A 15,136-nucleotide genomic window follows, 5' to 3' on the forward strand; every position below is an offset into this window, starting at 1 on the left:
CTAAATAATAACATATATGTAAATATATTTCATCAAATTAAAATTTTACTTTATGTTTTTGTTTCATATTTTATTTTATACTGATATTTTACATATTAAATTACATAGCATTGATACTTATTATTTAATATTCTTATAATTTCATGTAGATTATAAATTAATTGTTGTAGCAAATAAATAGTAATTGGGTGATTCAATGAATGATTCTAGAATACTTGTTGTTGATGATGACGAGGATATATTAGAAATTATATGTATCTACCTAAGAAATAATGGATACATTGTAGATACTGCCAACAGCAGCACTGCTGCTTTAGAAAAAGTGAAAAACAGTAAATTTGATTTGATTATACTTGATATCGTACTTCCAGATTATGAAGGAACTAAATTGTGTGAACAGATAAGACAGAATATATACTGTCCCATCATTTTCATTAGCTGTATTGATGATGAAGATTATATACTTAAAGCTCTCGATATAGGTGGGGATGATTATATTAGAAAGCCTTTTAATCTAAATGAACTTTTAGCTCGTATTAAGGCTAATCTAAGAAGAATGAATTATAATAAATTTATTAATAAACCTAAAAATAATGTAATACATATTAATAATTTAACAATTGATATAAATAATCATATAGTATTTAAAAATAATGCTAAGATTTATTTGTCACCAATAGAATTTAATATTCTCCTATTTATGGTCAATAACTCAAATAATGTTCTCAGCTGTTCCCAGATATATGAACATGTATGGGAAAGCGATAGTATCGGTGATACAAGAACTGTTATGGTCCATGTTAGTAAGTTAAGGAAGAAATTGGAAGATAATTCTGATGATAAATATATTGAAACTATTAAGAAATTGGGATATAAATTTATAGCAGAATGACTTTATTTATAACTTAACCTATCATCTTTTTATGATGATAGGTTATTTTTATTATATCTATATTCTTCTATATATAAATGAAATACAGCACATTAATATTTTTTTGAATTACTTGGTTTTGATAATTTTAGCTATAGATGCTAGTAGTAATATCCATATATTATAGACTATTGTTTGATATAATAATACATTCATACCATATGCAGATGGTATGAAATTTGCAACAACGTTTGTCCAGCAAAACCAGTTATCAATATAATATGTTATATAATTGTCGATTAGTAACTTGATGCAAGCATAATATAGTATTGCTAATAATATATTGATAACGAAATATGGCAGAAAATATAAAAATGGATTATTTCTGTAGTTTGTAATTTTGTTTAATATTACGTATGATAGTATATAAATTATTGATATTATGATAAACCATATTATTGCTGATAACATCATAATCTTTTCTCTATTGCACTCAAGTGGAAGTTGTTTAATAATTTTTATGTTTAAGATATTAAGTATATATATAACTACCATAGTTGTTATATATGTTAGTATGTATTTATAAGTATTTTTTTTAGTTATTTGTCCCATATTATTCTATTCTCCTTGTCTTTCCAATGTGATAGTCATTTTTTTATTGATCCATTCTTATCCTTATAATTTTATTGATTAAATTCTCAATCTTTATTGTACTCGTTTTATATAGTATTATTATATAAAAATTTTATCTTTGCATTTCTTTAAGAAAATCATCATAATTTTAGTTATTTATCCCATATTACACCACTATCCTTGTCATTCCATTTAGAAAGTCTTATAGAAGTATCGAGCAAAATATTATGTACTGTTATCCTTTCCTCTACTGTAACTCCCCACCAATCTTCATATTTTTTATCGCTCAATATTACTAATTCTTCATACCATTCACTTAGCTTTTTATAATTATTTTCTTTATCTTCTGGAACTTCGTCTTTTATACCATCTAATAATTCTTTTAGACTACTCAATTTTTCTAATATATCTTCACATACCATCAACTTTACAACATCTTTAGGATTAGCTTCATCTAACTTTTCGACTATTTGAAAATAATCATCATAAAAACCATTCATAAATTCATCATATTTATTGTCTTTTTTATTACCACAGCCTGATATTACTATAGATAATATTAATAGTATATAAACTATAAAATACTTTTTAAATTTATTCATTAATTTTTCTCCTTATATTTATAATCTTCCACTCTCAACATATTGCTCTATGATCTTCAAATCATTTTCTAATTTCTTTTTATATATTTTTTCATTTTTATTCATATTTATTAATTTATCAAGGTATTTAATTTGAATATCTTTATAATGTTTATTATCTTTATCATTTTCATATATCTCATAATCATCATTTATTATCTGTTTTTTTATATACTCCAATTCCTTAATCATTACTTTCTTATATCCATACAAATCCATAAAGTACCTATAATCTGACTTTAATATATATTCTAGTTTTCTAGTAGTTGCATAAATTCCTTTTTTCCTTGCATCTGTCCAACCAAATGCGTCATCAATATTACTTGGCTTTTCACCAGGCATATTTTCATTAGTACTAGCAGCATAAATTACAAAACTAAGAGGTACCGCAAAATATATATTTCCTCCTGTAGCTTCTAATGCTGTTCCATACGATGTTGCACCTGCGTAGATAAAATCAGCCATATCAAGAGTTAATTCTAAACATCTTAAACCCTCTCTTTGATTTACTAGTATATTATAATATATTTGACCATAAGAACCTTCTAGTAATGTATGACTAATACCTGGTCTATCCCACATAGATTTAAGATTTGACTTATATTCTAATAAAATTTCATCGATTCTTTTTCTAGTATTAAGTATAGCTTCTCTTTCAATAGTTTCTTCTATACTAACTGTACTACTATCTTTAAAACATTCAATATTATCATTAGTATATTTACTATCTTTCTTGATATTAGTACAACTATTATTTTTGTTACAAATATCAACCAAATGAGTTATACTGCTATTATATTTCTTAAACAATTCCTTATCCCATTTTTTGTTAGGATTAGAAGCAACTGCATCATTATTATCAGCAAATGGATTTTTATCTTTGCCACTAGTATCTGATAATGTATTCAACAGATTATTTAATTGCTTTTCACAACTGCTATATTCATCTATAGCATTTTGTAGCACTTTATTTATTCCATAAGTATTATCTACCAGTTCTTTCGTACTCCCCTGCAAATTATTTAGTTCACTATGTATATTATCTCTATACAATATATCTGCATCAATAGAACTTTTAATAGTTGTAAAATTATTTAGTATTTTATTTATTCTAGAAGCTATATTTTCTATATCGCCGCTTTTACTAGATAAATCATACAAGTTATATTTTGTATATGCCATAATCAAGCCCCTTTTTTTACCTATTATTATAGTTTTTTCAGAATTAAATGTCAATGAAATCTGACGAACGGTATGATTTATGGGATGAAATGCATAAAATAAAACAAGATCCAGTTTTAATACACCAGATCTTGCTCAATACTTTATTCAATATATTATCTTATATATGTAAATTTTATCTCATAGAATCGTTATGAGAATCTATTATTTTCATTTATTTCTTTGGTGGTGATACCTGATCTAACAGGATTATTCCATCATATTGTTGTTTCGGTATAAATTGTGATACATTAGACCTTATAATCTCTGCAGTCAAACCGTCCTCGCTTGCATATTGATTAGTGAACATCCATTTATTGAACTTATTTTTATTCTTATGCTGGGATAGATCAACAAAAGAGGTTTTGTATCCACTTCTACTTATTATTTCTTCTAAGCTGTCCTTTGGGACTGATGGTATATTAAAAGGCTCTTGTGTTGTTATAGCTGATGCCTTACCTCCTTGCATGTAGAATCCTATTACATACATATCGTTTCCTAACTCTTTACTTAATAGTTCTCCCATACTCACAAAACTATTAACCCATTCATCATTCTCCAATGCAAGCATCTGTGATGTATTTTTTGCAATATGGTCATTATGCGCCCATAAGATAATTTTTTTATCTGGATTAGCTTTCATATACCACTTTACGTTATCTGCCATTATGACATCTCTTATTTCGTATCCTTCAACATTATCTACCATACTCATTCTAACAATATTCATTCTGTTTTCAAGGGTACGAAGTGCGCTATCTACCAACATATCATTTTTGCGATATATAGCTTCTAATGTACTTCTATTGTCTTTTATGTACTCAATCACTTTATCATAATCTGATGTGTATTTATCAATAATCTTTTGATATTTTTCTCTATGTCCTGTATCAAAACCATACTTATTAATTAGTGTATAATAACTCTGGAAAAATTCTACTTCCATATTATAATAATCTTCTGCTACCTTTTCATCAACCTTCTCTAACCACTGTGCCATATACTCAACGAAATACATACTAGTGAATTGCATATCAAAACCAAATAGATCAAGAGGACTGTCAGTTTCTTTCTGTTCTTTTATGTAATTAAATAAATCTAGGGTTTCTTGTGAATGCCATACTGGTAAGATACTATATTCCATCATTTGTTTTGCTGTTAGATTTTTACTGTTCATAACCATTTCACATTCGCCTAGTCCTGATTCAAATCCTATTGCATCATATCCAAGTTCTTCATGTAAATATTTTATTAATCTGGTTTTTATTGTTCTGTAATCTCCCACACTATGAAAATTTTCTCCTAGGGAAACTACCCTTTTATCTTTTAACAGAGGTCTCAAGAACTCCAAATCACTGTAATCTTCTGAATCAAGAGATTTAATTTCATCTACATTCTTATCATACCATTCTTCAGTTGTTTCAACTTTACCACATGCCGCTATACTAAGAGTGATTACTATTGTTAATAGTACACTCATTCCCTTTTTTAACATATTTATATTCCTCCTATCATACAAATCCATTTATCCATTAGAAATCTTTATTACTAATCAATTTCTTAGTACATTATATATAAAAAAAAGTTCATATTCCATTGGAATAACTTACATATACAATATCAACCTTACATTTTTGTAATCTATATTTCATTTCTTTAGTGTATTACATTGAGTAATTATAGCATATTATAAATTAGATATTAAGCTTTTACAATAATAAAATCAAATAATTAACTAAAAATTTATTATTGACAAATTATGTCTATATACCTTATAATTATACAGGAATTTATAAGACTATACTCAATTAAATACCTGGATATACTTATATATCAAAGTGTTGAACCTCCACTTCAAAAAAACTCCAAAGTGGCAGTTCTTTTTTTTTGGGGAATTTTATAGCCGCTAATATACATAATGAAAGGAGTCTTTATATGTCAATAAATATAATTAAAGACTATAAAAAAGATAAAAGTTTTTATAAGAATCTATTTGTACTTACTCTACCCATAGTACTACAAAGCTTGATAACATCTTCACTTAACATGCTTGATACTATGATGATAGGAAAAGTAGGTGAAACTGAGTTAGCTTCTGTAGGTATAGCTAACCAATATTATTTTCTGTTCACCTTATTCATTCTAGGAATCGCTGGTGGCGGTGGAGTCCTGATTGCACAATTATGGGGTAATAATGATAAAAAGAACATTAAAAAGGTTCTAAGTAAATCACTGATTATAAGCTTAATGGTAATATCAATATTTTTAATTCTTGGTCTTATGGTTCCAGGTAAAATTATAGCATTATTTAATAATGATGCATCTGTTGTTACAGTTGGTAGTCAATATCTTACTATAACTGTTATCAGCTATGTTTTCACTGGTATATCCTTTGTTTTTGCTTCCGCACTTAGAAGTATAGGAAATACTAAGTTACCTATGTTTGCCAGCTTATTAGGGCTTACTGTCAATGGTGTGCTTAACTATGCTCTTATTTTTGGTAATTTTGGAATGCCTGAACTTAAAACTCAAGGGGCTGCCATAGCTACTCTTATTGCAAGAATATGTGAATGTAGTCTTATCCTATTTGTTGTTTATTTTAAGGATAGAATATTAAATATTAGATTAAGTGACCTAAAAGGTTTATCTAGTAAGTTATCTGCTACATTAACTAATGTTACTTTGCCAATAGTTCTAAACGAAGCATGCTGGGGTTTTGGTAATGTGACTTATATGGCTATCTATTCTCATATAGGAAAACGTGCAACAGCTTCAATGCAGATATGCTCTACTATAATGAACTTATTCATGATATTTGCATTCGGTCTTTCTTATGCAGCTGTAGTTGTTGTTGGTAATGAGATTGGTGCTAATAGAGAAGATGTAGCAAAAGAATCTTCTAAAAAAATTGCTAAAATATCTATATTGATAGCACTTATTCTTGGAATAGTACTATTTGGATTAGCGAAACCTATAGTTTCATTCTTCAATGTTTCTGATGAAGTGAAGCTATCTTCCACTTACATACTCTATGTATATTCAGCCATCATGACAATAAAAGTCTTCAATATGGTTATGATAGTGGGTATTTTAAGAGGTGGCGGAGATGCTACTTATGGTTCTATTCTGCAAGGGATTACTCTTTGGTTTATTGGTATACCTCTAGCTTTTATAGCTGCTTCCATACTGCATCTACCAGTTCATGTTGTTGTTGGTTTTACAGCTATTGAAGAAATCATCAAGGGTATTTTTATGGTTAAGAGATTCAGGTCCTTCAAATGGATCAGAAATATGGTAAAAGATACTACCAATGACAAAGTCAGTATAGCGGCTTAAGATATATTTAATGAATAAAATAGATAACCAGCTTAGTAATAAAACTAAGTGGTTATCTATTTTTTTAACCCTTCGTTACTAAGAGAAAACCAATTACATGAATCGTAAGGTAGATGGTATCATTGAATAGCATATCAATATTATACATAATTGCCTCTCTTTATTAATGTTATTTATAGCCCTATCTTCATTAATTATTTTATTGAACTGTTCTTGAATTCTATAGCATCAATCTTGTTTGTTTCTTCTGTCTGGATATAAGTTATAACTACTTGGTCACCTTTTTCAGTAAGTGCTACCAATGGATATTGGTCAGCTGATACAACGAATAGAGTATCATTTCCTTCTATCTTAATTAGGAAATATCCTTCTTTGAATACTCCAACCCTTGAAACTATTCCAGAACTATGGTCAAATGAATCAAATTGATCACTTAGTGCATTAGTATTGTTCCCCTCTGTAATCAATATTCTATTGTATTCTGTCTGGGCTTCTCTGAGTGTCTTACCCCATGCGACTGCTCTATAATTTTTCACTGAGCATAATGCATATCCGACTACATTTCCACTATTCCCTTTTAGTGTTGATAGATATGTTGGTTCGCCATTGATGTTAATCAAATATGGATATTTCGCTGTATAACCAGCATTTTGAACCAATTCTTCCATCAAGCCCATTGCTTTTTGTTCTGTTGACCCTGATATTCTATTATAGTTTGCTTCACTAGTTCGAGGATTATATATTAAGAATCCCGTTGTGGCTTCATCTCCTCCATAAGACGTAATTCCTGTATAGAAATATACATTGCCATCTTTGAAAACATATCCAATACTTTCTGTATTCTTCAGTTTTCCTGTATCTGAAGGATTCCACCAACCGTTGATATATTTCCCCCAATAAGTCAGTTGTTCATAGAATATCTTAGCTGAAGTAACTCTATCTACCCATTCAGGTTGCTCACCTTTTTTATAAAATTCAACATCTTTTGTTACTGGGTCCACTATTACTACACCTTTGACATCTTTAGTAGAAAATCCAGTTTTATGTGTGTAAGCTGTTATAACCCATTTTGGATTTCCTTCTGTGTCTTCCTCGAATGAATAATCAGTCAGACCGTAATTTTTGTATTTTGAATATACTACCCTCTTAAGATCATTGCTAAAAAATGCTGATGGTGCAACACTGAATTCTGTATCAACAAATTCTGCCTTACCTGTTGTTGCATTTACCTTAATATAACCTGGTATTGATTTGTTCTTGATGTATTTAAAAAAGCTTGAGTGTTCAAGTGGGAATAACCAAAATGGTTTACCCTCTATTACAGAAAGTGTCCCGTATTCTTCTGATATTGAGTACATTGAGCCAAGTGAAGGATCTTTTTCTGTAATTAACTTTTCACCAAACCTTATTGCATCTGATTCGTCCCATATTATGAGGTTTTCCATATCTACGTTAGGGACTGTTTCGTCAAATACAACTTCTTCAACATCTAACATTTTCTGTTTTGTACCAGCGTTAAATATTGCTGAAGATGCGATTCCACCAATTATTAGGTATCCAACTGAAAGCAAGAAAATTGCTGAACCTATTATAACTGGTAATTTACTGCTCTTTTTATCATATACTCCAATGTAACCAACTACTGTGATTATTGCAGCAAAAACTATAATTAATAATATTGCCCCTACAAATTTTAAGCTCATAACTGGTAGTATTAATATTCCAAGCAGAAAGCTGATTATAGCTCCTAAGACTACTCCTATTATTGTATGTTTCATGATGTATGCCTCCTAAAGCTTTATAGTATAAATACACATAAAATATTTTATTGTGATATTAATATCGTTTATACTATTATTATAGAATCACATAGAAAAAGTCTCAATAACAAAAATGTTACATTCATCTAATAAACTGACTCATATTTGATATATATATTAGATTAATGTAGCATTCATATAATTTACCATATTTAATTGTCTTTTACTCGTCTATATCATATCTTAGTGAACGTTTCTCTATTTCTATTTCTATATCGCTAAGTAATTTTTGAATATTTTTGATCTGAGGTATTATCTGTCTTAGTCTGATAATCTCGTTCTTATCAACTATTCCATCAGCCAAAACTTCAAATAGTTCATTTTTGAATGATTCCAGTACCCTATTGGCATTTATTAATCCATAACCAGATTCAAATAGTGTTTTTGGAGCTGAGTATGGATGATCCTCTTTACCAATGAGACAACATTCAGAACAATGTTTGCGTCTTAGTACTGGATTCTCATATACTTTACTCATTGCGTATACGATTTCCGGACTTGGTGCATTTTCACCTGTTTCATATCTTCCTAGGGTTGCAGCGCTGACATGTAATCTATCAGCTGCTTCTTCTCTGTTGAGAGGACATGGATTGTTGTCATTGAATTTTTCTCTTGCTTCTCGATAGATATTTCCTTTTTTCATTTTTTTGTTCCTTTCCCACATTTGCCTTATTCTTTATACTTTTAATTAACCTAATCCAATATTAAAATATTCGTATCGTAATATTGGATAGTGATTATCTTTTATACTAAGTTAATTATACAAATTGCGTATGGGTTTGTCTATGGTTTTGGCGTGAAAAGATTTTCCTTTGTTAATGTATTACCTTTTTAATAAGGAAATAAATATATTATGTATTTGATAGTATAAAAATAGAGCAAGATATAAAAATCTTACTCCATAAAATAAGGGAATGAAACAACATATTTTAAAATATTAATTGATAGCTGAATTAATTGTTTGGATATGCATATAGATTATAATAGTTACATTTGGCATTCCATGAACAGAATCCCATACCTCCGCCATTAGTATATGAACTGTCTGTTATCTCTCCAATATATTTATCATTCACATATACAGTAATTCTTGAACCGCTTCTTACTACTTTCAGGTATATGTAATCGCCTTTTTTTATATCATTACCAATATTAAACTCTTTTAGATTAGTCCACTTGTAATTGGATTTTCCAATCATCAATATATTTTTATTCTAATTCTAAGTTTGAATAACAGTTTTTACCTTTAACCAATGGAATATAATTTTCTTTTCCTTGTTCAATTAAGCACCCAATTATATCAATCTCATAATTAAAAAGTATAACAAAATAGTCATATGCTATGAATTTCATTTTAAAAGCTCTATGTGAGTTATCATCTACTACATCATAAATTTGTGTAGGACTAATTCTATCACCAAATTTCTTTTTCAATATTTTACTAATTCCAAATGCCATATTTTCAGTTTTATTTAATTGCATACCAATAATCTACTCTCTTGATATAATCCGTATATCCATGCTTTGAAACAAGATAATACTCTTATTCATATAAGGACTTAGTTTTAATATTTATTAACCTTTATAATAGTTCTTTTTCTTCGTATATCTTTGAAACTGAATCTTTTGAAACCCATTTTTGATAAATACCTTTATCAACTTTTTCCATTCCAATTTTTAAAAGTAAATTACAATCTCCATCCATCTTACTAATTAGTATTTTATCATTAGTTTCTTTTATAACTTGTACTTTTATATAATTATATTCTGCAAATGTTGTTATTCTATATATGTATTCAACATCATCTTTTGAGACAGTTTTAACATAAACTATATCTTTATATAAAGAAAAGCCATTTATTATATCTTCTTTATTGTACGAACACAAAATATAAGTTTTACTATCTTTAACTCTTGCTTCATATAATTTTCCTTTGTATGAACCATACAATCCATTTCTCATATTAATCACCTATTTCCCAATTTTAATAAATCTACCTAAATTACTATCATATATTCCTAATAAGCTTTCTGTTCCATCTTTAGCCATGCTATATAATTCTGCTCCATCATATATATCAAGATATTTTTGACACTTATATTCAGGAATTACTTGTCCATTAGTTGCTGCTGTAAATCCATTACCTGTAAATGGAAATTCATCAGTAATTACACCATCCATTGATTTTCCATAGGGTATTTCAATCTTTGATGCTTCTGGTGTTTTAAATCTGATTATTCCTATACTATCATCTGATACAGGCTTAAACTGAGTCCCTTCATAATCAAGTCTTAATGATTGAAATATATCGTCATAATTATTTAATTGCTTAACATCTTGAGCTTTTGTAATATAACCACCTACCTGTGTATAATCGCCATTAAGATATGCATTTATATCCCTCTGCGGAATAACTTTTTGCATAATTGTATCATTAGTAGGTGTAGATATTGCATCACGAATCGATTTTATTGTTCTTCTCTGTGATGAGGTTAACTTATCTGCAGATACCATACGTAGCTCATTAAATTCATCAATGCTTAATCCGATATCATCTAGAGTGGATATTAAATCATCATTCATATAACTATCATAGTTACTTAAAGTTTTTTTATTAAGCTTGCCATTAATAGTGCCCTCACCACTTACAATCCCAATACCATCTTCACCATAAACCCTATCAGGCACTACATCATTCTGCATATGTGAATCAACAAAGCCATCAAACTTACTTTTCTGCATAACAGTTAAATCATCATAAGGAACTTTAACCAATTCATCATTATTTAATAGCACTTCATAATGGTCTTTTCTTTTAAATATTTTCTTGACGGATTTTATAAACTCAGCAGGTTTCATTTTCAACAGTTTCTTAACACTGCTACCCATTTTAACAACTTGTTTAACTGCCTTTCTAAATCCACCATTTTTAACAAATTGAGTTAAGCCCTTAATTCCTTTTACAAACCCACCTGCTTCTACAGCAAAGGTAATGGCTTCACCAATCAACTGACCAATCATAAATCCTTTATCACCAGCATCAGCATTATCATATTCAGCTTTCCATTCATCATAAGTCTGCTTTATCATAAGTTTCATAAGTTCTCTATTTTTAGATGAAAACGGAAGACTTACTACAAATGTTATAAAAAACCCTAATTGTTCTGGATGAGTGAATACGGATGGAACCATACGCCAATCTTGCCCATTCCATAAAAGCTGTTCTTTTTAACTGCTCAAAATCACCTTTTTGGAATTGATATAAAGCTTGTATAGGATAATAATATTTCTTAAAATAGTTATATGCATCTTCGCTTTCATATTTATTCTCTGACGTTATATTATCAAGTTTTCTATCAGTAAAAGGCAATGAAGGTACATTCTCAAAATATTCATCTGGTAAAACGTTAGATACATCAATATGGGTATCAGTTTTCATTAATTCTACCCAATGCATTAACACCATAAGCTTGTACTCATCAGGTAATGATTTATAAGTTGTTTCCATATTTATTCTATTAGAATATAGATAAGCTTCGCAATTACGTAAAAAATATTCAACATTCTCTTCAAAATCATAATCTATATCACTATCTATTTCCCCAAATATGTTTTCAAAATTAATATCATTAACATAATCATTGTCTTTAAAAATATCTTGCATACCCTTTTTTAAAGCAATAATGTCTTCATCTTCGTATTTGAAGGCTATGCTTGAAGACCCTCCTGAATTATCGCACATTTGACTTGTACGTAAATTTCTCTCATCCGTCAATGATTGTGGTTCTATCATTGGTATGTGATGTTCATCTTCTAATTGACAAGCTAATGAAAGCAGCACATTTTCTATATTATTATAAGAATCGGCTGAATCATTCATTAGCTTTATATATGAATCCATGTTATAAATAATATCATTAAATTGTTTTAAACACGTATTAATCATTCCACTGACAGATTGCCTACATTTTACATCATAATCAATATTACCTGTAACATTCATGAAATCATCTTGTATATCTTGTATCTTACTGCAAACATATGATATTGAAGAGGTCTTACTTTTTAAATCAGTAGTTCGTATTGTAATATTATTCATATTCCTCATCCTTATTTTATCAGAAACCTAATTCTTTTCCAGTGATTATGTAATTACATTAGTTAACTTATCAAAAAATATTTTTATTAAATACATATAATTCAAATAAGCAATTTATATATGAAAGATAATACAACAAATTAATATCATTTTTCAACAAATCCTGACGAAAAGCACGTTTCATGGGATAAAATGCAATGAATAGTAATATTCCACAAAAAATATCCTTTTATATTGTTAAAATTGTATAGTTAAATAATTCATATTGTGTTAATACTAAATCTATGTAGTTTCTTAAAAGAGTTACATAATAAGAATTGTAAATTGGAGAATATACATGTTTAAAAAAAGCACTTATTTACTCATATTTATACTATTTATCATCATAATAATTTATTTGATAAAACCTATTAAATACCTCAACTATTCTAATATTGATAGAATCGTAATCGTAAATGAAGCTGAAAAAGGTCAAGATCCTTTAACACTTAACAATGATGATTTTATAAAACTCAAGAAATCATTGGGAAAATATTCTTTATTAATATTTACCCTGGATGTTGATAAAGTCTTATATAATTTGCGTATGGATTTATATGACGGTTCTATTAAAAAGTATAGTATGTATTTTTACTCTAATGACATGAGTAATAGTAAAAATTCTACTACCTACTTTGAAAATCAGTATTATAAAATCAATCATGATATCATTAAAACCCTCGAAGAAATATTGATAAATAATGATTTTTCATTGGAAACCTACTGATATATATGAAAATATCCTAACGGCAATCAACCATTAGGATATTTTTATTATCTAATACTAATTTAACTATCTCCTGTTAAGACTTCTATTAAATATTGGTCTAATCCTTAGGATTACGTTCTAAGTAAGCAAGCCAATCATTTTTAGCTTCCTCATATGACACACCGAAGGCTTCCATAAAACTTTTATCTGTATCATCATGAATGTAATAACAGTCAAAATAACTTTTAAGAGAATATTCTTCAATTAAATAAGAAGTGAAAGAACAAGCTTGCTTATAATTAAGTTCATTTCCTAATGAATCTACCTGGTCAGCAATATTATACATCTGGGATATAGGTCTAAAACTACTACGTTCAAAAACTATTTCACTATCAAAAGAACCATAAGCAAGAGCATCTACATATAGTTTTCTATTATCAATATCTAATTTATTATTCCCTCCATATATCTTATAATATTTCCAAATATCTTTCCACATCTCTTTTAGGTCAGGTGATTCTATTAAATTCAATTCTTCCATATCAGAAATCATTAATTCCATCTCATAGTCATTAGGAGAAATAATGTATCTAAGATATTCCGCTATACCTTCTCGCATCCATTGTTTCGTATCATGAGATGATGTTAAAGCAATGGTATGTGCATATTCATGAAGATGGAATGGAGGAATAGTCAAAATTATTTTACCATCTGGTAAAACTTGTGAAAATGCATCCTTACTCTGAGTAAAAAGATATTCCAAATCTTTATCTTTGTTAATATCTTTTAAGTAATTAGGTACATTCTCTTCCAAGTATTGATAGATACATTCCCTTCCTTTCTTATCTTTGCATAGAAATAACTCAATGTCTGATGCATTTTCCAAATACTCCATAGGCACCATATAGTAAGTTACTTCTGGCGATTTAATAATCAAAGGATATTCCTTATTACTAGTATAAGTGTAATAGCCTTGCTTAATTTCATTTTTATTCTCATATGATTTGTTTACACCTATAGATTTTAACCACTCTGTTTTTATACTTGAATCGTAAAATCTAGTCATTATAACTTCTTTGCTATAAGATTGATCTATATAAGACACAAGAGCAGATGCTGTATCCACTGCTATTTCAATTTCATCTTTACTATTCCAAAGATCATAGAACCTAGAACCAGATAAACCAAGTATGGATATGTCGTCTATCTCATTATAATAACTGCATAATCTATCCGTGTCTGTTGTTTCACCAAAAATATACTCTGTTAATCCATGAATCAATGCAGGTTCTGTTAGATTATATGATGCTCTGACTAAAGAAGTTTGATAATTTTTGTTTCTTATATCATCAACTGTACAATAAATTCTATTACCACCTGTGTAATCAGAATAACCTTTGTTAACTAAGGGGGTATCAATTATATAGACATCAATTCCCTCACTGGAAAGTTCAAGAAATTTGTCTTCTATAATTTTTATATCTTCATTTAATGTTTTTTCTATTTCCTCAGCTAATTCTTCAGTATACAAAGATTTGGAAATACCTATTCCAACCTTATCCGAAACACCATAATACATATTTAAGCGTCTATTGCATATTTCGTCTCTATCAAATTTCTCCAGAGAATACTCAATTTCTTGTGAAGTTTCAGTAACTGATTGGTTGTTTTGACAGCCTACACATACCGTCATAAATATTATTATCACTCCAAGGATACTAATATATTTTCTCATACTCTTCTCTCCTCTCATAAAAAAACAATTT

15 protein-coding genes are annotated in these 15,136 nt (G+C 28.5%); 3 read left to right on the forward strand and 12 right to left on the reverse strand.

The features are described from left to right. The first annotated feature begins 196 nt into the window (after positions 1-196). Positions 197-892, forward strand: a complete 696-nt coding sequence (locus tag HYG85_RS07800; protein WP_212693012.1) for a response regulator transcription factor — start codon at positions 197-199, stop codon at positions 890-892. A gap of 108 nt (positions 893-1,000) precedes the next feature. Here the strand turns inward: HYG85_RS07800 and HYG85_RS07805 are convergent, their stop codons facing one another. The 4 genes from HYG85_RS07805 to HYG85_RS07820 all read right to left on the reverse strand — a co-directional run bounded on the left by HYG85_RS07805 (position 1,001) and on the right by HYG85_RS07820 (position 4,861). After that, the gene (locus HYG85_RS07805; RefSeq protein ID WP_212693013.1) at positions 1,001-1,483 is read right to left on the reverse strand and encodes a hypothetical protein; all 483 of its coding nucleotides are present in this window, start codon (positions 1,481-1,483) and stop codon (positions 1,001-1,003) included. Between the two features lie 173 nt (positions 1,484-1,656). Beyond that, positions 1,657-2,106: a hypothetical protein gene (locus tag HYG85_RS07810; protein WP_212693014.1), complete on the reverse strand. Its 450-nt coding sequence runs from the start codon at positions 2,104-2,106 to the stop codon at positions 1,657-1,659. 18 nt (positions 2,107-2,124) lie between these two features. Then, a complete protein-coding gene (locus HYG85_RS07815) occupies positions 2,125-3,327 on the reverse strand; it encodes a hypothetical protein (protein WP_212693015.1) in 1,203 nt (400 codons plus the stop codon). Between the two features lie 214 nt (positions 3,328-3,541). After that, positions 3,542-4,861 (reverse strand): erythromycin esterase family protein, encoded by a 1,320-nt coding sequence (locus tag HYG85_RS07820; RefSeq protein ID WP_212693016.1) that lies wholly within the window; start codon positions 4,859-4,861, stop codon positions 3,542-3,544. A gap of 440 nt (positions 4,862-5,301) precedes the next feature. Between HYG85_RS07820 and HYG85_RS07825 the strand changes: the two genes are divergently transcribed. Then, positions 5,302-6,702: an MATE family efflux transporter gene (locus HYG85_RS07825; protein WP_212693017.1), complete on the forward strand. Its 1,401-nt coding sequence runs from the start codon at positions 5,302-5,304 to the stop codon at positions 6,700-6,702. 194 nt (positions 6,703-6,896) lie between these two features. On the opposite strand, the gene HYG85_RS07830 is transcribed toward HYG85_RS07825, so the two are convergent. The 7 genes from HYG85_RS07830 to HYG85_RS07860 all read right to left on the reverse strand — a co-directional run bounded on the left by HYG85_RS07830 (position 6,897) and on the right by HYG85_RS07860 (position 12,622). Next, positions 6,897-8,480, reverse strand: a complete 1,584-nt coding sequence (locus HYG85_RS07830; RefSeq protein WP_212693018.1) for an MFS transporter — start codon at positions 8,478-8,480, stop codon at positions 6,897-6,899. Between the two features lie 205 nt (positions 8,481-8,685). Further along, the gene (locus HYG85_RS07835; protein ID WP_193774444.1) at positions 8,686-9,165 is read right to left on the reverse strand and encodes a helix-turn-helix domain-containing protein; all 480 of its coding nucleotides are present in this window, start codon (positions 9,163-9,165) and stop codon (positions 8,686-8,688) included. Positions 9,166-9,475: 310 nt separating this feature from the next. Further along, complete coding sequence (locus HYG85_RS07840; RefSeq protein WP_212693019.1) at positions 9,476-9,724, reverse strand: hypothetical protein; 249 nt, start codon at positions 9,722-9,724, stop codon at positions 9,476-9,478. 7 nt (positions 9,725-9,731) lie between these two features. Continuing rightward, the gene (locus HYG85_RS07845; RefSeq protein ID WP_212693020.1) at positions 9,732-10,004 is read right to left on the reverse strand and encodes a hypothetical protein; all 273 of its coding nucleotides are present in this window, start codon (positions 10,002-10,004) and stop codon (positions 9,732-9,734) included. Positions 10,005-10,104: 100 nt separating this feature from the next. Further along, complete coding sequence (locus tag HYG85_RS07850; protein WP_212693021.1) at positions 10,105-10,485, reverse strand: hypothetical protein; 381 nt, start codon at positions 10,483-10,485, stop codon at positions 10,105-10,107. A gap of 9 nt (positions 10,486-10,494) precedes the next feature. Then, the gene (locus tag HYG85_RS07855) at positions 10,495-11,715 is read right to left on the reverse strand and encodes a hypothetical protein (protein ID WP_212693022.1); all 1,221 of its coding nucleotides are present in this window, start codon (positions 11,713-11,715) and stop codon (positions 10,495-10,497) included. After that, complete coding sequence (locus HYG85_RS07860) at positions 11,636-12,622, reverse strand: hypothetical protein (protein ID WP_212693023.1); 987 nt, start codon at positions 12,620-12,622, stop codon at positions 11,636-11,638. Before HYG85_RS07860 ends, HYG85_RS07855 begins: the two co-directional genes overlap by 80 nt. Before the next feature lie 337 nt (positions 12,623-12,959). Between HYG85_RS07860 and HYG85_RS07865 the strand changes: the two genes are divergently transcribed. After that, entirely contained in the window at positions 12,960-13,388 is a 429-nt protein-coding gene (locus HYG85_RS07865) for a hypothetical protein (RefSeq protein WP_212693024.1), read from the forward strand. Positions 13,389-13,488: 100 nt separating this feature from the next. Here HYG85_RS07865 and HYG85_RS07870 read toward each other — a convergent pair whose 3' ends face one another. Then, complete coding sequence (locus HYG85_RS07870) at positions 13,489-15,105, reverse strand: hypothetical protein (RefSeq protein WP_212693025.1); 1,617 nt, start codon at positions 15,103-15,105, stop codon at positions 13,489-13,491. Between the last annotated feature and the right edge of the window lie 31 nt (positions 15,106-15,136).

The organism is Vallitalea guaymasensis (genome assembly GCF_018141425.1).
Taxonomy (GTDB): Bacteria; Bacillota; Clostridia; order Lachnospirales; family Vallitaleaceae; genus Vallitalea; species Vallitalea guaymasensis.